This window comes from Brevundimonas sp. NPDC055311 (assembly GCF_053645695.1).
In genome coordinates, this window is the sequence record NZ_JBSHMV010000001.1 from 860,810 (window position 1) to 883,060 (window position 22,251).

Consider the following 22,251-nt stretch of genomic DNA (forward strand, 5'->3'; position numbering starts at 1 on the left):
CCTAGGCCCCGACGCCCAGGCCGATCGGGCAGACCACGCCCGTCCCGCCGATGCCGCAATAGCCCGCCGGGTTCTTGGCCAGATAGCCCTGGTGGTAGTCCTCGGCGAAGTAGTAAGGCCCGGCCGGTTCGATCGCGGTCGTGATCACGCCTCGCCCCGCCGCGCTCAGCGCCGCCTGATAGGCGTCGCGCGAAGCCTCGGCTTCCGCCTGCTGCGCATCATTCAGCGTATAGATCGCCGAGCGGTACTGGGTGCCCAGATCATTGCCCTGGCGCATCCCCTGCGTCGGATCATGGTTCTCCCAGAACGCCTTCAGCAGGTCGCCGTAGGTGATCCTGGTCGGATCGAACACCACCTGCACCACCTCCGCATGGCCGGTGCGGCCCGAGCAGACCTCCTCATAGGTCGGATTGGGCGTGATCCCGCCCGCATAGCCGGCCGACGTCGTCCACACGCCCGGCAGCTGCCAGAACACCCGCTCCACGCCCCAGAAACAGCCCATGCCGAACACGGCCGTCTCCATCCCCGCCGGATGCGGCCCCTTCAGCGCATGACCCAGGACGAAGTGGGTCTCATCGGTCGGCAACGCCTCGGCCCGACCCGGCAGAGCCGTCTCAGGCGTGGGCAGTTCATCGGTCTTCTTCAACAACATGGCGCGAACTCCGCGAAAACAGCGTCTTCGCCTATATGGAGGCTTCAAGGGCGCTTGCCCATGGGGACGTCATGCTCTAATCAGCCCCTCCCGTCGGTCCGCTCCCGACGGTTCCGCCCCGGATGCATCCGGGCCCAGGTGGAATGGACAGGTGGCCGAGTGGTTGAAGGCGCACGCCTGGAACGCGTGTATAGGGGCAACTCTATCGAGGGTTCGAATCCCTCTCTGTCCGCCACATCCCTGTCCATCGGCGTCCGCAGCTATCCACACCCCACCCGCTGAAACCCTTGCGCCACGGGCATTCTCGTCCGCTGGTGTCCGTCAGCGTCCACGGGTAGTTGCGCTCTTCGGGTAGGGAGAGAGTTAGGGAGGCGACCGCTCCCGTCGTGATGCTATGTTCTGGTTCCGTTCTCGGAGAGGATATGGCTTCCTACAACCTTCTCACCAACGTCACGCTCAAGGCGATCCGCGAGCCAGGGCTGCACCTCGACGGGCGCGGTCTCTATGTGCGCGTCGATCAGGCTGGCGGACGGTTTTGGGTGCTGATCTTCAAATTCCGGGGGCGGCGCCGTGAGATGGGCCTGGGCTCCCTGATCGACGTCGACCTCAAGGAGGCCCGGCACCGTGCCGATGACGCGCGACGACTCCTTCGCGACGGCATCGACCCCATCGAGACGAGGCGAGAGGAACGCGCGGCTGTGGAGCGCACGCCCTTCGCGCGTGTGGCGTCGGATCTGATGGATGATCTTGAGCCGACCTGGCGATCCGCCAAGCAGCGGCCTCAATGGGAGGCGTCGCTCAAACAGCACGCCCCGACGGTGTGGCGCTCATCGGTCACGGACGTGGATACCGAGATGGTTCTCCGCGACCTGCGGAAAGTCTGGACTTCGCGGCCGGAGACCGCTCGGCGCGTGCGCAATCGCATTGAACGCATTCTTGATGCAGCAACAGCCAAGGGCTTGCGAACAGGCGACAACCCCGCTCGGTGGAAGGGGCACCTCGACAAGCTGCTACCGGCGACCAAGCGCGGCGGCGGGCATCATGCGGCCATGCCGTATCAAGACGTCCCCGCCTTCATAGAACTACTGGGCACCCGGAAGAGCGTCTCGGCGTTTGCCCTGGCCTTCCTCATCTTCACCGCGGCCCGCTCCGGCGAGGTGCGAGGGGCGGTTTGGGAAGAGATCGACGGCGACGTGTGGGTTGTCCCCGCCGCCCGCATGAAGGCCGGTGCCGAACACCGCGTTCCACTGTCTGACGCCGCGCTGAGCATTCTTGCTCGCGTGGATAGAGGCCACCGAAGCGGTCTGATTTTCCCCGGCCTCAAAGGGCCGCTCTCCGACATGGCGCTGGCGATGGCTATGCGGAAAATGGGCGTGACAGATGCCACGCCGCACGGCTTCCGTTCCGCCTTCAAAGACTGGGCTGTCGACTGCACGAGCTTCGCAGACGAGATCAGCGAAGAAGCGCTCGCTCATACTGTCGGATCAGCCGTGCGCCGAGCCTATCGACGCGGCCAGGCGATGGAAAAGCGCCGAGCGCTCATGGAGGCCTGGAGCGACTACTGCACCGGCAAGGCCGGCACCGTCACCCCCTTCCAGAAGCGCGCATGAGGACGAAGATGGAAACGAAACCCCTTGGACCCGATGAGGCCTTCGCTCGCGATCTGGAGCAACTGGACCGCGACCTGGAGCAGCGCGAGCGCGCGGACATCCCGGCTCCGACGGTCGATCTGATCGCCGGCCTATTGGCGGGCATGCGGCTTGTGGGGCGGCCTCAGTGAGCGACCGAGACAAGGAACTCGCCACCCTGATGCTGCAGCTGACCGGTCTGGACCTGACCACGGCAGACGGCCGAGCCGGCGCCGGATGCATCCTGCGCGAGATCGAGACAAAGGCGCCGGGGACATTGGCGCGTCTGCGCACGGCGTGCGCTGCAAGGGGAGCGACGGCGCATTAAGCCATGCATCGCGAGTACGACGACACTGTCGCGGTGGATGACATCGCGCCCTGCGACCAGATGGAACTGACGTGCGCCTGCGGGCACAAGGTCGGCCCCGCGTGGGCTCTGTGGCCGAGGCAGGCCAGGCGCACGCCGATAAAGGACCTGCGGCCGTCCCTCAGGTGTCGGTCCTGCGGCCTGCGAGGCCCGGGCGTGACGATCAGCAGCTACGCCGGCGGCGGCGCGGGGATGCGTGTTATCTGGCGTTGGCCGCGTGACTGACCATGGGCATGAACCCCCGCTACAACAACTGGACGCGCGCTCAGTGGATGGGCCGCGCCGCCAAGGTCGGCGACCTCCAGCGCCAGGGCTGGCCCGTGGTCGCCTGCTGCCTGCGGTGTCATCTGGAGATGACCGTCGACCTGGCTGTCGTGCGCAGGGCGCTCGGCGAGGACTTCGTGCTATGGGGCCGGACCGCGCGCTGCCGCCGCCGACACTGTCAGGGGCGTATGTGCTTCTGGACCTACCCGCCCGAAGGTCGCGGGCTTAAGGTCGAGATGTTCTAGGGAGCCGCCCATGTGCAACCTCTACCGCCAGCGCTCAGGCCCTCAGGCCATCATGGACGCCGCCAAGGCCATGCGATCCAACGTCGGCAACTTGGCGCCCGGTGACGTCTACCCCGACTACAGCGCGCCCATCGTGCGGTGGGAGGGCGCCGACCGCATTCTGACCGCCGCCCGCTGGGGAATGCCCTCGTCGCGCAAGGCGTTGATGGACGCCGCCACCCGTCGGGCCGACAAGCTCCGGGCCAAGGCCAAGGAGGTGGATTTCCCCAAGCTGCTGGAGATGGAGCCGGACAGCGGGACGACGAACGTGCGCAACACCGCGTCGGCTCACTGGCGCCCATGGCTCAAGCCTGAGAACCGCTGCCTCGTCCCCTTCACGGCCTTCAGCGAGCCCGGCCGCGACGCCGAGGGCCGGTATCGTCCGGTCTGGTTCAGGATGGCGGGCGATGATCCTGAACCGCTCGCCTTCTTCGCCGGCATCCACGTCATGGACTGGACCTGTGTGCGGAAGATCAAGGACGGCCCAGAGACCTGCGACCTGTTCGCCTTCCTGACCACCGAACCCAGCGAGCCGGTGAGGTCGGTCCACCCCAAGGCCATGCCGGTGATCCTGACGGAGCCGGAAGAGATCGAGGCGTGGATGAACGCGCCGTGGGAGATCGCCGGGGAGCTGCAGCGCGCGTTGCCGGACGGCGCTCTAGCGACCATCTGAGCGACTCAGCTACACGCAGCGCCATGACGCCCGAACAACTGACCACCGCTCTCGACGCCATGATGGCCTCTGCCGGCGAAGACCCCAACCTTCAGCCCGGCCTCATCGAGATCAACAGCGATGAATGGTGCGATGATCTCTACGCGATCGATCACACGGCCAAGTCTCTGGACGAAGGCATCCGACATCGAGGCATCAAGGTCGCCATCTCCTCGGCGTTCGAAACGCGGGTGCTGACCAGATCCGAGGCGGGCGATCGGGGCGAGCCCTATCGGGATGTGACGCGAGCCGCCTGACGCAGAATCATGGAATCCTTTTCCGGCCCCCTGCGTTCAGACAGAGAGGAGCCGCGAATGATCGAACCCGAACAGCATCGCTACTTCGCCTACGCTGAAGGCCTCGGCCGGGCGCACGGCCACGTCCTGGAAGCCGGCAGCTTCGAAGCGGCGGCCGTCGGATTTACCGAACTCTACTCTCCGCCCGTCGACGCCGACGACGAGATCCGCATCTTCGTGGCGGACCTGGACGGCGGGCAGGAACACTGCTTCGTCATCGACCTCAGCGACGGGCAGGCGGAGCCCTGCGACTGAGCATAAGGGAGCGAATCACCGGGTCCCGTGTTGAGTCGGCGGCGCATGCGGCGCCGCCCGGAGGTCCGACATGGCTTATCGCCCCACTTGGCAGGGACACCTGCGCCTTTCCCTCGTGACATGCCCGGTCGCGCTCTACACCGCGACCAGCTCCGGCGGCGATGTGCGGTTCAACCTTATCAATCCCGAGACCAACAACCGCATTCGCATGGTGACGACCGACCCCGACACCGGGCCGGTCGAACGGTCTTCGCTGGTCAAGGGCTACGCCGTCGCCAAGGACGAATACATCCTGCTAACCGACGAGGAGATCAAATCGGTCAAGCTGGAGAGCACCAAGACGATCGACATCGAACGCTTCGTGCCCGAGGAGGACATCGACCGCCTGTATTGGGACAACCCCTACTACCTAGCCCCGGCGGGGGCCTTGGCCGAGGAGGCGTTCGGGGTTATCCGCGAGGCTATGCGATCTGAGGGCAAGATCGCTCTCGGTCGTGTCGTTCTGTCAACGCGGGAACGCCTCCTGGCGCTTGAGCCGCGCGATCGCGGCATTCTGGCCTATTCCCTGCGCACACGCGACGAGGTCAGGGCGTCGCGGGAAGTGTTCGGGGCCATTACGGACCAGGCTCCCGACCCAGCCATGGTCGACATCGCGCGCCGCATCATCGAGCAAAAGGCCGGCCCGTTCGATCCCGACCAGTTCGTTGATCGTTACGAGGAAGCGCTCAAGGCGCTCATCGCAGCGAAGCAGAAGGGTCAGAAGCCGGTCCGAGCCGCTGAGCCTGAAGACACGGACGTGGTGGATCTGATGGCCGCATTGCGCGCCAGCCTGGAGGGCGGCGCTGCGCCTCGTCGTCGGGCTGGCGCAAAGACCCAAGCGGCGCCGGCGAAGGCGCGTCGGGCGGCGCCCCGCCGCAAAGCCGGCTAGAAGCCGCCTTTTCACGCGGTTCCAAACGACGAAAGGCCCGCCCTCCGAAGAGAGCGGGCCTTAACAGCCCTGACACGGTGCCTGCAGCTTTCGGGGCGGCTCTTTAGGCCAAACGACCTTTCCCGCCGCTGTGAGGGCTGGCGCGCCATGAGAACATTTGGGGACCAAACCGGCCGCTCCGGGAGTGAAGTCCCGGAATAGTCCCGGAGGATGTTCCTTCTACGTTCCGACCTGTCCGCCTAAATGGATATTGGGTTCGCTGTAACGTTTGTTGTGTCCGATTTTACCTGAACGTTTTCAACGTATCGACGGTCAACGGATTGACGGCTTCGTTAAAGAGTGTTGACTTCACGAGAGAGATGCCGCTTTAGGGCGAGCAATTCGGCGGTGGGTTCACTGCGCGAACGTTAAGTTTTGGGTAATGTGTTGCCTCGGTGCGGCCCGGTTTTCGGGTTATTGAGACGGCAACCTTTCCCCGGCAGTTTGGTTTTAGGAGCACCCGCTCCTACATAATGGGGGGTCTAGATATGGAGACAGCTATGCATGCGACCGAGAGGAGCACTCCAGTGAGGAAGGGCGACCCCGTCGCCCTGATGTATCCTGGAAACCAGCTCAAGAAGCAGGTGAGAGGTCTTGATGACACTCTCAGCGCTTTCAAGGTGATGAAAGACGCTTTCTTTACCGGAAAGTAACGCTACAATCCCACCCGGGGACGAAGAGGCCTTGCATCCGCGGGGCCTCTTTTTTATTGCGGGAATCTTGTTCGGTTAAGGTGAGTCGGGTGGCAGAACTATTTGATGAACTGGCCGACAGGGACCAGTTTTGCGCGATCGTAAAAGCTCATCTGGCAAAAGCGCCGCAGCAGATCGCGGCGCTGATGCATTGTGAGCACGAAATCGACGATGCTCGGATCGAGTACGCCTACGAGGAGTACACGCAATCGATCAACAAGTTCGCTGTGTATCTCGACTCCAAGAACCCTGATCATTACAAACGAGCGGGCGCGCTCTTGCATGCTCTGGCCACCAGTAAGGTCGTGGTCGAGATTCAGCTCGAGGCAACAGGTGAAGACCTCGAAGCTGGCTTTACGCGGGTCACAAAGGGCGACGCTGAGCATATGCTCCCCTTCGTTCAATTTTATGAGACCTACTTCAATCAGGCTCTGGCGTTCGATCTAGCGTACCAATGCTGCGCTGCTTATGAAGACGAACCCCGTGAGTATGATTTCGACTATTTCCACAACGTCTGCCGGTACCTCTACGAGGAAGCAAATACGAACGTGGAGTCATGCTTCATGCTCTTCAAGTCGTTGATGCATTAAGTAGGCTGGGGCTCGATGCGTCCGGCAAGGCTGACGACCGAAGGTTTAAACGCCCCGCCACCCTATGGCGGGCGACGGGGCGTGTAGCGGAGCCCGAAGCTCGACGCCTTGCAATCCGGGCTCGCATCCCCATCTAGGATACGAGCCTCGGCTCATTAGGCCCGTCTGAGTCCCAATGTGGCAGACGGGTTTTCTTATGCCCGTCAGCCAGGCCTGAGGCGAGCCCACCACGGCCGTCCGATTCGCTCGACGGCCTGCGCGTCCCTCGCTTCGCAAGCCTGCACGATCCCGATCACATCCGACGTCCGCCCATTGGCCGTCCTAAGGGCGCCGGTCTGCGCCACCCCGAACGCCATCCAGTCCCGCTCGTCGGAGGGCTCCTGCGGAAGGGCGGCGGACGGGACAGGCTCAGTCCACCCGGCCGGGATCAGCGCGGAACACGGCGCACTGTGCATCACGGTAATCGGAGAGCTGGCACACCCTGCGGCGAGCAGCATCAGCGGCAGCATTGCGATCAGGCGCATGGCGGATTTCCTTTTCGGCCTGGGTGACGATGGAAACGGTGGATTGGTCGCGGGCGTCGGCCCGGTCGCGGATGGCGCTGGCGTCCTGCGCAGCGGCCGTGCGGCCATCGGCCAGGGTCTTGCCCGCCCCTGCCTGTCGAAGCTTGTCAGCGGCCCTCTGGCGGCCATCGACGGCGCACATGGCCAGCAAGATCAGGGCGAGCGCTAGGCAGGCGACGGCGAGCCAGCCGGTCGAAGTGATGTCGCGGAGCCGGATCACATGATCAGCTCCTTGGCCTGCGCAGTACGACGGCGGCGATCTTCCAGGCCATTCGTCCCGCCGTTGATGGCCTTGGTCAGTCCCAGCAGATCGTCAGCGTCCGCCTTGGCGTTCAGCTTGCGGTGGCTCCAGTAGACGCAGCCCACCAGCAGGCCGATCGACGGATGCGAGACGATCTCCGGGTGGCGCTCCAGATCGATGCCGATCTGCCGGCCGACGCGGCGATAGTTCACCCGACCGGTCAGTTGGATCGGCCCGCGCCCCTGATAGCGGCGACCATCTCCGGGTTGGGTGTTACCGAGATCCGCGCGCCCCTCGTATCCCCTTTGCGCCTGCGTCGGTCCCCAAATCTCCTCCATGAAGCGGAAGCCGCCGCTCTCGTGCCCGCATTGGCCCATAAAGTGCGCCAGGCGCAGGCCGCTATCGAGGATGCCGTAGGTGCGGAAGTGGACGTTGGCCGCGAGGCCCAGTTCCTCGGCAATCGGCTTCAGCGCGCCCATCTGCGCGAACAGCGCCGTCAGGGTTCCAGCGCCGATGATGCCGTCAACGGACACGCCGAGGCGGCCCTGCAATCGACGTGCGTCGAGCATGGTGTCTCCAGTTCAGTTTTCAGGAGCAAGGCGCAAAAACGACCGTTGTTCGGCCGAAGCCTCAATTGTTAACGACAGGCCGCCCGGACCTGTGGCGGGGTGATTCGATGGAACCCCTGGGGGAAACAGATCAGGCGCTAGATACGCTGTGGCGCGGCCTCTACGGCGAGCCTCTGCCTTTACGCGGCGCCTCTTCTTTGGCCCTCCGGATCATCCTCGAAACCGAGAGACCGTCATGCCCACACGAAAGCACCGCAATCGCTCAGCCTGGCGGCTCTCGCCGTTTGAGGCTTCTCTCTGCGTGATGAGCCTCGCCTGCATCATGGGAGCCATGTGGACGGCTGGCGTGGTCTAGGATCGACCGTCCGCCCGGCCGCAACCAAATCCGGCACAGCTTGTTGGCCTGATATGACTGGATTTGGTGGATACCTGCTCGCGGCGCTCGACAGCCTCTTCAAACGCCTGACCGGGAATGAGCGCCTGCTCTAGTTGGCTTCCGACGCCTGATTGCGCCCGAAGTAGAAGCCAAGGATCAGCAGCATGCCGTCCTTGAACATGGACGCCACCAGCATAACCGCATCGGCGTAGCGCTCCGCCACCATGTCACCCAGCCAAGCGATCACCGGCAGGAACAGAAGGTTGCCGGCCAGGAAGCCGAGGGCGAGAATTGTGGTGGTGCGCGGCAGGTTGATCACCTGCGGCCACCAGTGGGGCGGTTTGCGGCTCATGTCGATGCTCCTCGGCGCCGGGGGCGCGGCGGAGTCGCCGGCAGCTCGATCGCCTTGCTGGCGCGGTCGGTGACGATGTTGGAAAGCGAACGCTGAAGCCCGCTCACGTCCCGGCTGATGTGGCTGATATCGCCCTGCGCGGTGTCCATTTGCACCGTCAGCTTGGTCACGGCGTCACGGATGCCTTGCAGCGCCGATCCGTCACGCTCCAACGTCGTCACCCTCTGGGACAGACGCCCCAGCATGAAGGCGAAGACCGCCACCTGGACGAACAGCCCCGCGCAGAGGCTCGCCATGGCCAGCCAGACAGATGGCGTCATGCGCCGCCCTCCCGTTTCAGATTGTCAGGAAACGGCCCGCCAGCGGCGAACCGGCTTCGTCAGGCTTCCGGCTCGACCCAGGACCCTTCAGGAAGCAGAAGTCGACTGGAGCGCGCTAATGCGCGCCCAGCACGGACAGCTTCGCGCGAAGGCGCGTAGCCATACAACTCATGGGATTCACTTAGTTACTTCCCACAATCGCTCAGCGGAATGCCAGAGCGCGCAGGTGCATTCTCGAGACGCCGCGTGTCTCTTACTTGCGCGGCTCTTCGCTAGCTTCGATGTAGGCCTTAGCTACAGCAAACTCGTGGGGAGTGTTGATGTCGAGGAGCTCATCGTGAGGAACCTCGAAAAGCCACGGCTTCACGCCAAAAAAATAGCTGTTTGCGGCCATCTGAGCGTGGGGCTGTATGAAGATTCCGCCATCTTGAGCATATAGCGGCGGCAGCGTTGAAGCCAACGGATGCGTGTCGCCGTAAGGATCGTAATTGTATGGTTTCTTGTTCGCATCCCAGAGGTGCTCGCGAAGGACGCTAACCGACAACAAAGAGTCGTAGCCTGCAGACCTAGCCTCAGCATAGGCCGTAACCGCCCGGTCATATGTGCCCGCGGAGAGAAGCGCATTGGTGCAATGCGCCCACACGATGACGTCGCTCTCTATGAGAGCGCACATATTTCCAATCATCTGGTTCGCAGATGCCTGGGCTTCGTCACAAAAAAAGTCAGGGCGGCGAACCGGCTCCGCCCCCGCAGCAGCGGCCTCTTGCAGAATTTCGTCGTCGTCCGAGCCGACTACAACGCGGTCTATCCTCTCCGCAGCAAGAAGTTGCCTAACCTTGCGGCCAAGGAGGCTCTCCCCATTGATTTTAAGAAGGTTCTTTCTTGGCAAGCGCTTGCTCCCGCCGCGCGCAACGATCACTGCGGTAACTTCCATATCGACCTCTTTGGTTGACGCTCGCGCGTCCGTGTCGGTAAGCAGGCCGCCCACCGTTATGCAAGCCTAAACAAAGGGCATCACATGCTCAAAGTTCTCTCGCGTCGCCAGCCATCCGAAGCCCCACTGACGGCTTCAGGAGAGCCGGCAAGCCCGACTCCGGCTACTTCGCGAGCTATGGGCAAATCGCCGACCGAGCAGTTGATCAACGCCAAGATTCGTTATCGCTTCGGCAAAGTTACTGCTTCCGGCCTTGCTCGCCTTTTAGAGAAGTCAGGTGCCGAACTAAATAATATCGAGTTTGATGGCAGCGCCTTCACGATGGCGCTCGAACACGAATCGGGCGCCGCCACCGCCAAGATAGATCGCTCGCTTGTCGATATGGTCGCTCGGGCATGCATTTCCGGGCCCGACCAGACGTTCTTCGAAATCGTTCGCGATAACCCTTGGCAAGTAAGAACCAACGACGGACGGAAGCCCCTAGCCCTCATCCCTATTAACGCGGCGTTATGGAAGCTGGCGGGGTTGGGCGAGGAAGTTGTCCAGCTCGTCCGGGACACTGAATTCGAGTACGGGCACCACACTGATCGATTCCACTTTGAGCGAGCGCAGTTGGCCCGGCTTTTCGGCGTTCTGGATGACGTGACCAGCCGAGACTATGCTGAGGCTGTCGCAGCCCAAATACAGCCCACGCGCCGAGCAGTAATGGGGTGGGTCAGGCACGAATGGAAGACATTCGGCACTACTTTGCACGTTCGCGAAGAAATTAAACGACTTGTGGCAAGAAATGCGAACCTGTCGCCTGCCAATCTTATGGTTCTGGCCGGTTTCTTCTGCGATGCTGGTGAGTATGGATACGCGCTGTCTCTGCTGAAACGAGCAAGGAGTGGTTCCAAAAATATTTGGCAAACGATGCGGATTCCAGCGATAACCCGCCTGTTGGTAGAGGAAGGACTGCTGGCCGATCAGTGGGCGCTCGCCGAGGCAGCGATGGTCAACCGCATTGTCCAATGCGAGTCAGACTTCCCCGACTTGATCAGGCGCAATAGAGACAATTTCGCCATCGTTGCAAACGGCCCTCGGCAGATCGGTCTGGGCACAGGCCCGCAGATCGACACTAAAGAGGTCGTGATACGTCTAAATACAGGACGACCTAATGCTCAATTTGCTCACGACTACGGTTGGAAGCAAAACGTCTGGGTTAAGAACCAGCAGAACTACGACGTGAAGCGGATGGACCGCACACCCGGGGTAGAGCGGTTGATCCTCAGTGGTTCGAATCCCCTTTATCGGTCCGCCAACTGTGGCGCCTACCTGCGGGAGCTCCTGGAAACCCACGAGAATGTTTCCTTAATTCCAGAAGAATTCCTCCGCCTCACAATCGCTCGCACTCAGCGCAACCCGTCCTCCGGAATCGTGATGCTCACGTGGCTCAATTACCTCGCTGGCGGATTGCAGGATCAACGGAATGTCTTCGGATACTCTCTCAATGATCAGAAAACCCGACAGACTACCCATTATTTCCGTGGCCAGCCCGTCGCTAGCCATCACACCCATAACTGGGAAGTCGAGCGAATATACTTCGACAGCATCGTGAAGCCTGCTGCATAAGTCTGATTCGAACTATTGCTTCTCTCTCCTCCCGCTGACTGTTCAAATCGTCAGACCGAACCCAAGGCTGAAATAAGCCTTGACCTGGGCGTACATCGCGTCGCGTTCGGCATCGGTGATGAACCGGTCGTAGACCGCCACGAAGCCGATGTCGGACAATCCCTGGAAGGTCGAATAGGCCGACCCGATCCGCAGCGCGCCCTGAGAAAGATAGCGAGGATAGGTATAGTTGGCTGCGGTGTTCAAAGCCTGGGTTAGATTGTTCATCTCCGTGCGGTCATCCCGCGCACGCCCGCACATGAACGATAGGTTCGCCGGGTTCTGCACCGTGGAGCCATTGGAACCTGAGGTGGTCGTCGTGCTGCCGGCGTCAGTGAAGCGCGTAGCGGTCTGAACCACGCGGGTCGCAGTCTGGACGTGCATGCTGATGCCGAACGCCGAGGGCGTGCCGGATGGCGGGGAACCGAAGTTGGAAACGAACACGCCCCTGTGCGCATCGTCCGCCATGGTGTCCGGGCATGCGCCGACGGTGAGGATGGTGAACGCGGTCGGCTCGGGGATGTCCGTCTGAAGGAAGTTGGCGAGCCCCTTCATTCGGACAGTTCCGGCGCCGACCACGGGCGAACCGATGACCGCCGCCGACGCGCGACCCACGACCAGATTACGGGCCGCTTTCTCCAGCGTACCGTTCAGAAAGAACAGGCCTTGGAGTCCCTCGGGGACAGCCGGGGTCCAGCCGATGGCGCGGCTCTCGAAATCGACGCGGGGGACGGTTATTCGCAAACCCATGATGGTGTCTCCTCAGATCAGGTCATGCGCGGCGCACGCCGCATAGGCCGCGAGGACTTCCGCCAACTGCTGGCGAGTCGTGTCGCGGGGATGGATATCGTCGTCGATCACAGAGGATGAGACGCCGGTTGCCGGGTTCACCGCTGCATCCATGAGCGACCATCCGATTTCCTGATTGGCCATCGCCCAGGCGGGAATGATGTGCAGGTTCGGATCAGCGGCGGCGCGCTGGTAGGCGATCATCGCCTTGATCACTGGCGCGTACTTGATTTCCCACAGGGCGTCCCGTCCGGGAGATCGAGCCGATGGCGGGAACCAGAAGAATATCCGCGCAGACGACGCTGAAGCTCGGATCTGGGTGTGCATGATCGCCATGCCGTCGGTGACGGCATCGATCAGGGCCGCGCCGTTCCGGTCTCGGATGTCGTTCGTACCGAGGCCGATCAATACGATGTCAGGCGCGTCGAGACTGAAACGGCTCAGATAGTAGGCGAAGTCGAAAACATAGCCGTTGCGGACGACAGCAGGCGCGTCGCCGCCCGTCGCCGCCCGAAGGAACGGGTTGTACTCTCGACGGGTGTCCTTTGGCAGAGCCAGATAATCCGCCTCGCTGCCGGGAGAGACGATCAGGGCGCGGTCTAGGATCGCTCCGGTGTAGTCACCGAACTCCCAGCCCTCCCGACCTTCGCCAGGCGCTCCCCCCTCGCCCGTCACCTGACCGGATTCGGGTAACGCGCCGTTGATCGTTCCGATCATCGACGGCGTTACTCCCCAGGCGGTCAAACGGTCTCGCACCAAGGCGGCCTGACCGCGATTGGTGATGCTGTCGCCGATCATCAGAATGGTGGCCGACGCGGATGCTCCAGTTGGGGCGACAGCGACCGTCAGGGTCGTCTGGTTTCGTAGCCCCGAGACATCTCCGGCGGAGCGCAGCATCAGCTGGGCAGTTGCACCCGAGCGCGACAATTCGAGCACCAGGTCATCGTCAGATACGCGGACATAGGTCTGTCGCGACCCGTCCGTTTCCCCATTGCTTGAGAAGACGCCACGCACGCGCGGCTCGTCGGATCGACGCACCATCATGTTGCGAAGGTAGAGGTGGGTCTCCACCCCTTCGACGCCGCAAAGCAGGGAGCCGAAGATGGGAGCCGCATCCCAGGGGGCTGCGGTTTCGACCAATGACTCCGCAACGATCAGGCCTCCCGTCGCCGAGAAGGCGGCAAGAACAAAACCCTTCTCGTCTGCGATCTCGAAGGCTTCACCTCCCGCCATGAAGTTTGCGTGGCTGGTGAACATCTGCCCAGCTTCGTCGAAGCCTAGAGCGGCCCATCCACGCTCGTCTTCGAGCATCGTCATCTCGCCGACGCGTTCACCGATCAGCGCCCCGGCCGCATCCGCCGCCTGTTCGGCGCGGTCAGCATCCGCTGAGGCTCGGGCGGCGGCCTCTACGGTCGGGTCTTCGAACGCCTCCCAAGCCGCCCCGCTCCAGCGATAGGTTTCGCCCGTCTCCTCTACATAGGCGACGGCTCCAATCGGCCGATCCGTCCATGCGTCACGCTCCGCCAGTGTGACGAAGACCCGCCGACCCGCCACGGCCGAGGCGGCGACCTCGGCGATCAGGTCGACCATCTTGCCCGCCACGGCGGCTCGGATTTCGCTCTTGTCGGGCTCATACTCGCCGGAGGCGGGCACGCCCTCGACGCGAAAATCACGGAACGCCGCGCGCACGCTGTCCCTGGTCGACGAAATGTCAGCCATGGCTCACCTCAGATTGTTGGATGGTGGGGCGTCAGTCCTGACGGACGGCGGCGCCCGGGAAGTGCAGGGTGGTCTCAGCCGCCACGTCGCCGACGGTGCGGATGACCGCGACCGCTTCGGGCTGTTCGGCCGGCTGGATCGGCGTGACGGTGACGGTCAGGCCGTCCTCAGCCTCGCGGATGATCAGGAAGATGCGGCGCTCGTTCATTCTCGGATGACCATCTCGTCATTGCCGCCCCAGCCGCCTGGCGGCGTCGGGTTGGACGGGAAGTCGCCATTGACGTCAGATGTCGACATCCAGCCGATGAATAGCCACGACCCCGTCGCCATGCGGGTCGGGGCTGGATACTCCTCAACCTCGTAGCCGGCGGACGGCTTGTAGAAGACGCCGTAACGGGTGAGTTCGGTCAGGCTGCCGATGACTGCCGCGGGGAAGTTGACGGCCGACCCGTCAGACGCGATCGCCGTGAAAGCCGCCACGGTGATGGACGATTCGTCCGAAGTGAGCGGGTATTGCACCGAGGGGCTCTTGATCGTCCGAGCCGCCTCCTGGTCGGACGGAACAGGCTCAGGCCTCTCGATGGGCTCTGGCAGTTCGCCCTCCTCCTCGGCCGGGTCCCAATCATCGATGTTCACGTCAGCCCGGATCACGTCGAAGACAACTTGGGCACGCGCGAAGTTGATGCTCACATTCATCACCTCGCAAACCACATCAACCATGCCGGGATGCTCGGGGTTGCGGACGCGGATATATCGCTCGCCCAAACCGTTCAGGCCGTAGATGCCGGTGCGGACCTGACCTCGGCGGATGGCCGACAGACGGCTCATCTTGCGTTTTGCCAAGCGCATCGACTGGGCGCGTGAGGGGACAGTTGTCAGGCCCAGAGGTTCAGCGCGCTCGATGCCTTTTCGGGCTATGGCCGCGCTGTCGCGCCACTGGCCGGCTTCGATCTCCGAGTAGTCGTGATCTGGCGAGACGAACGATACGGTCAGCGCGTTGATCTCGCGCTCGTCCTTCTCCCCGGCGCTCCAGCTGTAACCCTTGATGTGCTCAGGCGGGACGATGAAGTCTGGCTCTTCATAGCGGCCGGCCTTGATGATCAGGCGGCCTTTGCCGTCTGTGGTCAGCCATCCGTCCATGCTGGCGAGGATGGAGGTGCGCACGGCCTGCGGCTGGATGTTCGCCGGGTAGTTCCCCGCACAACGGTAGCGCGGCTCCGTTCCACCGGCCTTCAGCGGCACGGGCTGATCGCAGTAATTCGCCTCGATTGTCAGATCGGCCAGAACGGGCGCGATGCATCGATCCCAGGACCGACCGAAGCGGAACCACTCAAGGTGCACCATCCAGACGACCGGATTAGCGCAGGCTTTCCACGTCGCCTGATTATTCCGGTCCTGCGTCGGGTCGCGCCAGTCGTAGCAGACTGGCGTGCCGACGATACCCGGCATGGGCTCGCCGTTGGGGAAGTGTCGCCCCACGCTTTCCTGCGACCGGTGCTGAGCGAACAGCGCCAGCGAGGCGATACCGTCTCCTCGTGAGGTCGCTGGCCAGTAACTGGAAAAGGTCGGGTCCAGGTTGGTGTGGCGGGTTTCGGTCGGGTTGCCGTACCGGAGCGAGACATTCACCAGGTCGCCGGTGCCGTAGCGCTCGTTCGCCATCCCCTGAACCCAGCCGCCTGGCCCAAGGGTCACACGGTCGTCGTTCAGGTAGACCCGATCGATGCTCGCGAGCCGCCCCTCGCAGATGCCGAGGACAATCCCGAGCTTGTTGCCGACCGACTCCCGCAGCATGTAGGCGCCGCTCATGCGCGATGGCCCCCCAAAGGCCACATAGCGCAGAGGGCGGGTCTGTTTGCGGGTGCTCTTCTGGGTTTCAGGGTTTGGAAGCTGGGCCTGGGCGACAGCGCTCAGCCCCATCGAAATGCCCGTATAGATCGCGGCCTGAGCCCCATAATACAGGGTGGCGGTCACGACCGCGTGGGCCATGCCTCCATAGGCGAGCCCGGTCGCAGCGAAGGCCCAGTTGGCAAACGCAGCGGCCGCAGCCGGAACGGCTTGAGGCATTCAGACCCTCCAGGCTCTGATGATTTCTTCAGGCTCGGCGACAACGACGCCCAGACCTTTGGCGGCCCATCGCGCGCCGAGGCAGATGGCGGCGAGTTCGAGGCCTGCCATCGAGACAAGACCAACATCGCCAGGCCGGGGGCTGACTGTCTGTTGGAGCGAAGCCCGGTCCGCTCCGCGCTGCATCAGGGCGAGCAAACCGCCCTCCCGGCGCACGATCCGTTCCCGCCCAAGTGCAGTGCGATAACGCCCGCGAAAGGGCTCAGCAGGGTCCGGATGGCCGCTGAGCACGATCCAGTCGGACACGGTGAGAATGCAGTCGGTTTCGCCGTCCACGAACGGCTCCGATGTCATCCGCTCTAGGAAGCGGCCGAGGTCGGCTACTTGGGCGCCGGCCATTGGATCGTGGACCCTAGATCGTAGGCCGGAACGCGGTCGCAGAAGGTGTCTGTTGGGCTGCGGCGTTTTTGATCTTCTGGCGTCATAAACCCCAGCACCGGGCGCGCCCTGTCCGTAAAGGCCGAACCGACTGACATCGTGACGCTGCGAGTGATCTCGCCGTCCTCAGAGCTATCGCGATGGACGGAGGGAACGTCCGCCGTTCCTTCCCAGGGCCACGCGATGGCGTCCGCCGCCTGCCAATGATCATCGAAGAAGATGATGCCGACGTAGACCTCGGCATCCACTACGTCGTCCATCTCCACAGCGGCGAGGCGGAAGACCGTTTCATCGGCGCCGTTGAGGGAGAACTCCACCCGTTCAGCCAAGCCGCCGACCAACTGTCTCAGCTCCGGGAAGTCACCGACCATGCCGATGCCGACATAGACGCCGCCGGTCGTGTCGACGTCATCGGCAGGAAGCTCATAGTCTCCCGCGCCCAGCCACGCCCGAATGACCTCGCCCGTCCGCAACCGCATCAGGAAGAACATCGAGTATCGCGGGGCGCCCATGGTCGACATGACCCTGGCCTGTTCGGGCAGCATCAGAACGCCTCCACCCAGCGGGCCGTAACCTCGACGATGCGCGAGGGATCGAGGGCTCCGAAGAACTCGTCAGGGTTAGCCAGGCGGACACCCAAGCCGACCCGGACGAAGTAGAGAGCCGTTCCGCTAGGGATCGCTTCCCTGAGCGGCGGCCTGATCTCGGCATAACCGTCACCGACGCGGGCCACCCGATACCGGCGCCAGCCCGCCGAGGCGTGGATGATCGAGAAGTGCTCGCCGCCTTGCAGGACGCCGGAGAGCATCGTCAGCGGGATATGCGTCGCCCGCAGTGCGCAGTCTGCCGTCACTGTAGCTCCGGACGGAACGGAGCCGTAAAGCGTTCCATCGCCGAAGGGCGCGCCGTCTGAGTGAGGAACGGCGGAAGCGACGAGATCGCCCGGAGCGAAGGGCTCCTCGAAAGACCAGGCCACGATCTTCCCGACGCCGCCGTCTAGCGTCGCCTCGATAGCACGGGCGGCTTTGATCTGGTCACGGCTGGAGAGCAGGAATGACTGCTCTCCAACCCAGAGGCCGCCGCCATCGGTTCGGGCGACAGTGGCGTTGCCCCCAACGTTGACGCCGCCATTCAGCGCAACGCCTTGCAGACGCCAGCGCTCTTGTCGGGGCGTGAGCAAATCCCACGGCCAGTGATCCATCAGGTGGTCCCCAAGAGGCTTTGGCTTTCCTGCACGGCAGGCGCGGAACGACGAGAGGCGTCCAGCACGGTCCGCCCCATCTGCGCCGCAGCGCCCCGCGCCACGGGCACGGCTGCGTCCGAGGCCAGAGTGATGAAGCTGTCCCGCTCCGGCCTGACGATGACCTCGTGCTGGACGCGCTGGGTCGCCGCGGCACCCGAGAAGCCGGGGATGCTGAGCGAAGGCAGCGACATGCCGACAAGGCCGCCGAGCGAGTAGCCCTTCAGGTTCTTGTGCATGGCGTCGAGGCGAGCGGCGCCGATGCGCTGCACCGCCTCCTGGCTGAACACGTACTCGCCCTTGTGAACTAGGCCAGCGGGCTCATGCTTGCCGCCGTCGCCGGTGTATCCGCCCTCGGAGAAGCCGAAGAGCGAGCGCCCCCAGCCCAGCGCCTTCTTCAGCCATCCGCCGCCGCCAGAGCCACCAGACGCCGGCGCATTGCCCCCGCCCCCGCCGAACAGGGCAGCGGCGAGAGGCTCGACAATCGACTGTCTCACCGAGATCGACAGCAGGTCGGCCAGGATTTGCTTCGCCATCGCGCCGAACACGTCGCCAAGCGAGCGGGTGTTCATGATCGCATCGACAAGGCCATCGTTCAGGACGTCCAGGCCGCGCGTTGCGACACGCTCGTAGGCCTCTTGCACCTCAGCGGCCGTGCGCAGGTTCGCGTCCCGCCACGCCTCCATCGGCCCCATGTTCTGGCGGTTGACGGCGGCGGTTTCGGCGGTCTGGTAGTTTCCAAGCGCATCGCGGCGGGCCTGCTTGTCCGCATCGGACAGCCCGGGCGTGCGGCTCAGTTCACGCTCCAGGTCTTCCCGCGCCCGCTCCTGAGCCATGGCCAGCAGGCGAAGCTCGATGTCCCGGCGCTCTTTGGCCGTGCGAGCGGCGCCCGACTGAAGCGACAGCAGATCGCGCGTGAGGTCCGACAGGGCGCGTTCTTGGGCCAGCCGTTCGTCGGCCAGGTCCCGAGCGAGGATGTCCGCGGCAACCCGATCTTCCAGCGTCGCCGTCTGGTCGTTAATCAGCTTGAGCTGCTTGAACTCCTCAGCCGTGATGTCCTTTCGTGCCAGCCGGCTCTCAAGCTGCTTCTGCTCAGCCTCGCGCTCCAGCTTCACCTGGGCCTGCTCGATGTCGAAGCGCTCCTGAACCGTGAGAGCCTCGCGGTCGAAGATGCCTAGGGCGCGCTGACGGGCGCGGAAGATTTCCTGCTCGACCCGCTCAGAACGTCTGGCTTCGCGTTCGGCGGCTCGGTCCGCTCTGTTGTTCGTCCGACCCGGAATGTCTGCCAGCGTTGGGCTGCCGCCACTAGAGCGACGTGGCGTGCGCGGCGGCGCATAGCGGCCCGTCCCGTTCGCCAAGTCCTCAAGCGCTTCCTGGTCGACATAACGAGGACCGCGCACAAGAGCTTGGCCAGCCTTCCACGCACCTTTGACGAAGCCGAGCGGAGTTGCAGCCATCCCAAGGGCGTCGCCGAAGCCCACGCCCGTCATCCGCCTAGCCGCCTGCGACCGGTCGATGAAGTCGCTCAGCGCGTTGATGGCGTCGGCAATCTGGGCGGTGAAGTTCAACACTTCGTCGGACAGGTTGATGAAGGCCTCGGCCATCTGAATGCCGATGACCTGGGACAAGTCCTCAAGCTGGCTCTGAGCTTCGGCGCCCTTCTGGATCAGATCGGCATCCATGACAAAACCAAGGGCAGCAGCTTCGGCACGAAGGCGGTCCACTTCGTCGGCCCCCTCGCGGAGCGCAACAGCGAAAGCCCCTAGTCCCAGTCGTTCAGAGATGGCGGCGCGGTCCGCCTGGGAACCAAGCGCAACGATCCTATCCGTTGTCTTGGTCAGCGCGTCTTCCGCATCCTTGAACGATCGCAGATCCTCCCGCGAGAATCCGAGCGCGGCAAACGACTTCGCGGCGTCTTTGTTCAGGCCAGCTTGCGCCTGCTCCCACTTAAGGGCGAATGCTTCCAGATCCTTGCTGGCTTCGGCGGCGCTCGATCCCGATTTGCGCGCCACGTACTGCCACTCTTGGAGGGCGTTCGTAGAAATGCCGATGCGACCAGCCGAGTTCGCGAGATCATCGGCCATCTTCAAGCTGGCCTGACCGAACTTGAGCGCCATCGCTAGGCCCGCGGCGAAGACGGCGGTCAACGCCGTGATGCCGAGCGCCATTCCGCGGATCATGCCGCTGAAGGAGTTGCCGATGCTCTTCGAACTTCGGTCCGCATCGTTCTCGACACGGTCCATGAAGCCCTTCACGTCTCGCTCAGACTGACGGAGATCGTCCGCAAGTTTCTTGCGAGTAGCCCGCAGCTCAAACTCGGCCGAGCCGACCACATTACCGTCAGCCATGGTTCACCTACGAAAAAGGCGACCCCGAGAGGTCGCCTGAAAGGTTCAGTTTATTGGATCGCTAGGGAACTGCGGTGAAGTAAGAGCCGCGCCAAGTTCCCACGGCACCATCATCGGGAGTATCGAGTGTGTAGTAAGTGTACTCACTCCCGCGATACCACTCGAATTGAGTCCGCTTGAACCGAAGCTGAGACGCCACTTCGTCGGCCGCCCGTTGTCCTGCCGCAATATTCCGGTTAGCAGCGAACATACCGGCTATAAATCGAACAGTTCGGTTTCCGCTGCCCTGGACAATGACCTCGACATCGCTCTCCCACATCTCGCGCCCCATAACCTTGCCGAATCCGGCGCGCATTCGCGGAAGGACCTCTCTTTGCTTCTGAACAAGCGCAGATCGCAACCTCTGTGAATCGGTCTTAACGGCAGCGTCCGGATAGTCCTTGGCGTCCGCCAGCGTCTGCGCCGCGCTCTCAAAGGCGCGAAGGTTTCTGCGGATCTGATCCATACTTTCCGGCTGTGCCGAACTAATGGAGTTTACCGTCTCAAGCTGAGCTTTCAGGCGTGATCGGGTGGCCTCAAGGGCTTCGGCTTTTTCCGCTTCAAGCCTTGTCGCCTTAGCCTTCTCATAAAGAGAGTGAAGCTCTCCGCCCTCTACAATCTCAACACGATAATCATTTTCCAGCAAGCGGATGGCAGTAAGAGCATCAGCCTTCTGTTCTGTAGATACCAGCCGTTCAAGCTCAGATTTGTCTGCCAGGCGCCGCTCAGCCCGGTTCGGCCCAGACTCTCCGCAGCCAGTCAGGACAACCGACAACGCCGCCAGCACCACCAATCGCTTCATGACTCGCCCCCCGCTGGGCCCTGTTCCCCCGCGGCAGCATCCTCAACCTTGGGCGGCCCCCAAAGCTTCACTAGAGAAAAACTCCCCACCGCGTTCAAGCTGAACTCCCTAAACCTTAAATCCGGCCGATCCTCACTCAACTTGATCAAATAATTCTCCACGACTGAAATTTCGTCGTGACCAATTATTGAAGAAATTGCGTGACCAACGTCTGTAAGAAGGTACACCGGAATAGCAGGTTTACCCTCGGCAAGGGTGAGCGGCTCATTTAACGCTTTGCTTCCGTAAATATTGCGCTTCTCGATCTGCTGATCATCATCAAATGCAACAGCCTTTCCCCCGAAGGAAAAGAGGTTCATCTTGTGACCAGAACCATCGGTTACGTCCGATGATCGACGAATTTGACCCCCTTCACCGGGATCCACCATTAACCCAGCAGCCACCAAGCGCTTTAAATCTACGTAGTCGGCCGCGGGAGCAAGGCACCCGAGAACGGTCATACCCACGCGGGCAGCGCAGAACCTCTCGAAGAGCAAGGCTGTATTGGGTTCTAGTTCATCGACGATTCTCATGACCTTGCTTGAAAAGGTTCCAGGCGCGCGAATTTCGCCTGCAAGAATGCGTCCCCACTTCTCTCTAAGCTGGTCGCTTGTGGCGTCCTCTGCGTAGCGCTCCCAGCGGTTGAGGAAGGCGTCATCTAGCTGTTCGCCGCCACTGTTGTTTTGCTCTTCAGTCGGAGGTGTCTCTCGAAGATCTTCTAGCGCCGCACGTACCGCTTCGGTCTTGTTTTCCTGCCTGGTCCCAATGACCTTGAGATGCTGCTGCATCGCGCGAGCAGCGAAATCGGGATCGGAGTGGATCGCTTCCAACTGCTTCTCCCCCAAGGCCTTGATCGCGGCAACCTGAGTGTCTGTCTTAGCTCGCCCCTTTTGAGCTATTCGCTCAATGGGCACATTCGCGAGATCGACAACACCACCCAAAAGTCGGTCAACAGCCGCAAGAGTACGGCTCTTCGCGCCAGCCTTCACGCCGCGCTCGGTTAGTTCTGCAGAAATTGAGACTTCGTTGCTGAGATGATCGTCGGACATGGCCCCTCCAAT

At 62.8% G+C, this 22,251-nt stretch carries 26 protein-coding genes and 1 tRNA gene; 11 read left to right on the plus strand and 16 right to left on the minus strand.

The genetic code is table 11. The features are described 5' to 3' along the window. Position 1 precedes the first annotated feature (1 nt). Positions 2-652 (minus strand): peptide-methionine (S)-S-oxide reductase MsrA, encoded by a 651-nt coding sequence (msrA, locus tag ACWIDZ_RS04075; protein ID WP_453988860.1) that lies wholly within the window; start codon positions 650-652, stop codon positions 2-4. Positions 653-797: 145 nt separating this feature from the next. Here msrA and ACWIDZ_RS04080 point away from each other — a divergent pair. From ACWIDZ_RS04080 to ACWIDZ_RS04125, 10 genes are all read left to right on the plus strand, one after another. Next, a tRNA-Ser gene (locus ACWIDZ_RS04080) sits at positions 798-887 on the plus strand. Between the two features lie 187 nt (positions 888-1,074). After that, a complete protein-coding gene (locus tag ACWIDZ_RS04085; protein WP_453988861.1) occupies positions 1,075-2,262 on the plus strand; it encodes a tyrosine-type recombinase/integrase in 1,188 nt (395 codons plus the stop codon). An 8-nt stretch (positions 2,263-2,270) separates the two neighbouring features. Continuing rightward, complete coding sequence (locus ACWIDZ_RS04090; protein ID WP_453988862.1) at positions 2,271-2,432, plus strand: hypothetical protein; 162 nt, start codon at positions 2,271-2,273, stop codon at positions 2,430-2,432. Then, on the plus strand, positions 2,429-2,608 hold the full coding sequence (locus ACWIDZ_RS04095) for a hypothetical protein (RefSeq protein ID WP_453988863.1): 180 nt from the start codon (positions 2,429-2,431) through the stop codon (positions 2,606-2,608). Before ACWIDZ_RS04090 ends, ACWIDZ_RS04095 begins: the two co-directional genes overlap by 4 nt. Positions 2,609-2,874: 266 nt before the next feature. Next, positions 2,875-3,156 carry a hypothetical protein gene (locus tag ACWIDZ_RS04100; protein ID WP_076222890.1) on the plus strand — a complete coding sequence of 94 codons (282 nt, stop codon included), beginning with the start codon at positions 2,875-2,877 and terminating at the stop codon, positions 3,154-3,156. Positions 3,157-3,166: 10 nt separating this feature from the next. Then, entirely contained in the window at positions 3,167-3,868 is a 702-nt protein-coding gene (locus tag ACWIDZ_RS04105) for an SOS response-associated peptidase family protein (protein WP_453988864.1), read from the plus strand. A gap of 23 nt (positions 3,869-3,891) precedes the next feature. After that, positions 3,892-4,164 (plus strand): hypothetical protein, encoded by a 273-nt coding sequence (locus ACWIDZ_RS04110; protein ID WP_453988866.1) that lies wholly within the window; start codon positions 3,892-3,894, stop codon positions 4,162-4,164. Positions 4,165-4,221: 57 nt separating this feature from the next. Beyond that, positions 4,222-4,458: a DUF5961 family protein gene (locus tag ACWIDZ_RS04115; RefSeq protein ID WP_312120564.1), complete on the plus strand. Its 237-nt coding sequence runs from the start codon at positions 4,222-4,224 to the stop codon at positions 4,456-4,458. A gap of 70 nt (positions 4,459-4,528) precedes the next feature. Further along, positions 4,529-5,386, plus strand: coding sequence for a non-homologous end joining protein Ku (gene ku, locus ACWIDZ_RS04120; RefSeq protein ID WP_453988867.1), 858 nt, complete (start codon positions 4,529-4,531; stop codon positions 5,384-5,386). A gap of 781 nt (positions 5,387-6,167) precedes the next feature. Next, the gene (locus tag ACWIDZ_RS04125; RefSeq protein WP_453988868.1) at positions 6,168-6,707 is read left to right on the plus strand and encodes a hypothetical protein; all 540 of its coding nucleotides are present in this window, start codon (positions 6,168-6,170) and stop codon (positions 6,705-6,707) included. Between the two features lie 408 nt (positions 6,708-7,115). On the opposite strand, the gene ACWIDZ_RS04130 is transcribed toward ACWIDZ_RS04125, so the two are convergent. The 5 genes from ACWIDZ_RS04130 to ACWIDZ_RS04150 form a co-directional block, all read right to left on the minus strand. Beyond that, entirely contained in the window at positions 7,116-7,490 is a 375-nt protein-coding gene (locus ACWIDZ_RS04130; protein ID WP_453988869.1) for a hypothetical protein, read from the minus strand. Further along, the gene (locus ACWIDZ_RS04135; protein WP_453988870.1) at positions 7,487-8,080 is read right to left on the minus strand and encodes a glycoside hydrolase family 19 protein; all 594 of its coding nucleotides are present in this window, start codon (positions 8,078-8,080) and stop codon (positions 7,487-7,489) included. The genes ACWIDZ_RS04130 and ACWIDZ_RS04135 overlap by 4 nt, the downstream gene beginning before the upstream one ends. A gap of 485 nt (positions 8,081-8,565) precedes the next feature. Beyond that, positions 8,566-8,808 (minus strand): hypothetical protein, encoded by a 243-nt coding sequence (locus ACWIDZ_RS04140; RefSeq protein ID WP_343828732.1) that lies wholly within the window; start codon positions 8,806-8,808, stop codon positions 8,566-8,568. Then, a complete protein-coding gene (locus ACWIDZ_RS04145; protein WP_112999611.1) occupies positions 8,805-9,128 on the minus strand; it encodes a hypothetical protein in 324 nt (107 codons plus the stop codon). Before ACWIDZ_RS04145 ends, ACWIDZ_RS04140 begins: the two co-directional genes overlap by 4 nt. A 253-nt stretch (positions 9,129-9,381) precedes the next feature. Continuing rightward, positions 9,382-10,062: an acylneuraminate cytidylyltransferase family protein gene (locus tag ACWIDZ_RS04150; RefSeq protein WP_453988871.1), complete on the minus strand. Its 681-nt coding sequence runs from the start codon at positions 10,060-10,062 to the stop codon at positions 9,382-9,384. 84 nt (positions 10,063-10,146) lie between these two features. On the opposite strand from ACWIDZ_RS04150, the gene ACWIDZ_RS04155 reads away from it, so the two are divergent. After that, positions 10,147-11,673, plus strand: coding sequence for a hypothetical protein (locus ACWIDZ_RS04155; RefSeq protein ID WP_453988872.1), 1,527 nt, complete (start codon positions 10,147-10,149; stop codon positions 11,671-11,673). 42 nt (positions 11,674-11,715) lie between these two features. Here the strand turns inward: ACWIDZ_RS04155 and ACWIDZ_RS04160 are convergent, their stop codons facing one another. From ACWIDZ_RS04160 to ACWIDZ_RS04205, 10 genes are all read right to left on the minus strand, one after another. After that, complete coding sequence (locus ACWIDZ_RS04160; protein WP_453988873.1) at positions 11,716-12,462, minus strand: hypothetical protein; 747 nt, start codon at positions 12,460-12,462, stop codon at positions 11,716-11,718. Positions 12,463-12,474: 12 nt separating this feature from the next. Continuing rightward, positions 12,475-14,220, minus strand: a complete 1,746-nt coding sequence (locus ACWIDZ_RS04165; RefSeq protein WP_454077657.1) for an SGNH/GDSL hydrolase family protein — start codon at positions 14,218-14,220, stop codon at positions 12,475-12,477. Between the two features lie 31 nt (positions 14,221-14,251). Next, the gene (locus tag ACWIDZ_RS04170) at positions 14,252-14,428 is read right to left on the minus strand and encodes a hypothetical protein (protein WP_343828729.1); all 177 of its coding nucleotides are present in this window, start codon (positions 14,426-14,428) and stop codon (positions 14,252-14,254) included. After that, the gene (locus ACWIDZ_RS04175; protein ID WP_453988875.1) at positions 14,425-16,284 is read right to left on the minus strand and encodes a hypothetical protein; all 1,860 of its coding nucleotides are present in this window, start codon (positions 16,282-16,284) and stop codon (positions 14,425-14,427) included. The genes ACWIDZ_RS04170 and ACWIDZ_RS04175 overlap by 4 nt, the downstream gene beginning before the upstream one ends. Further along, entirely contained in the window at positions 16,285-16,683 is a 399-nt protein-coding gene (locus ACWIDZ_RS04180) for a DUF6950 family protein (protein WP_346486289.1), read from the minus strand. After that, complete coding sequence (locus ACWIDZ_RS04185; RefSeq protein ID WP_343828726.1) at positions 16,665-17,267, minus strand: hypothetical protein; 603 nt, start codon at positions 17,265-17,267, stop codon at positions 16,665-16,667. Before ACWIDZ_RS04185 ends, ACWIDZ_RS04180 begins: the two co-directional genes overlap by 19 nt. Continuing rightward, positions 17,267-17,923: a hypothetical protein gene (locus ACWIDZ_RS04190; RefSeq protein ID WP_453988876.1), complete on the minus strand. Its 657-nt coding sequence runs from the start codon at positions 17,921-17,923 to the stop codon at positions 17,267-17,269. The genes ACWIDZ_RS04185 and ACWIDZ_RS04190 overlap by 1 nt, the downstream gene beginning before the upstream one ends. Beyond that, positions 17,923-20,310 carry a hypothetical protein gene (locus ACWIDZ_RS04195; protein ID WP_453988877.1) on the minus strand — a complete coding sequence of 796 codons (2,388 nt, stop codon included), beginning with the start codon at positions 20,308-20,310 and terminating at the stop codon, positions 17,923-17,925. Before ACWIDZ_RS04195 ends, ACWIDZ_RS04190 begins: the two co-directional genes overlap by 1 nt. A gap of 61 nt (positions 20,311-20,371) precedes the next feature. Continuing rightward, positions 20,372-21,151, minus strand: coding sequence for a hypothetical protein (locus tag ACWIDZ_RS04200; protein WP_453988878.1), 780 nt, complete (start codon positions 21,149-21,151; stop codon positions 20,372-20,374). After that, positions 21,148-22,239, minus strand: coding sequence for a DUF2806 domain-containing protein (locus tag ACWIDZ_RS04205; RefSeq protein WP_453988879.1), 1,092 nt, complete (start codon positions 22,237-22,239; stop codon positions 21,148-21,150). The genes ACWIDZ_RS04200 and ACWIDZ_RS04205 overlap by 4 nt, the downstream gene beginning before the upstream one ends. Positions 22,240-22,251 lie beyond the last annotated feature (12 nt).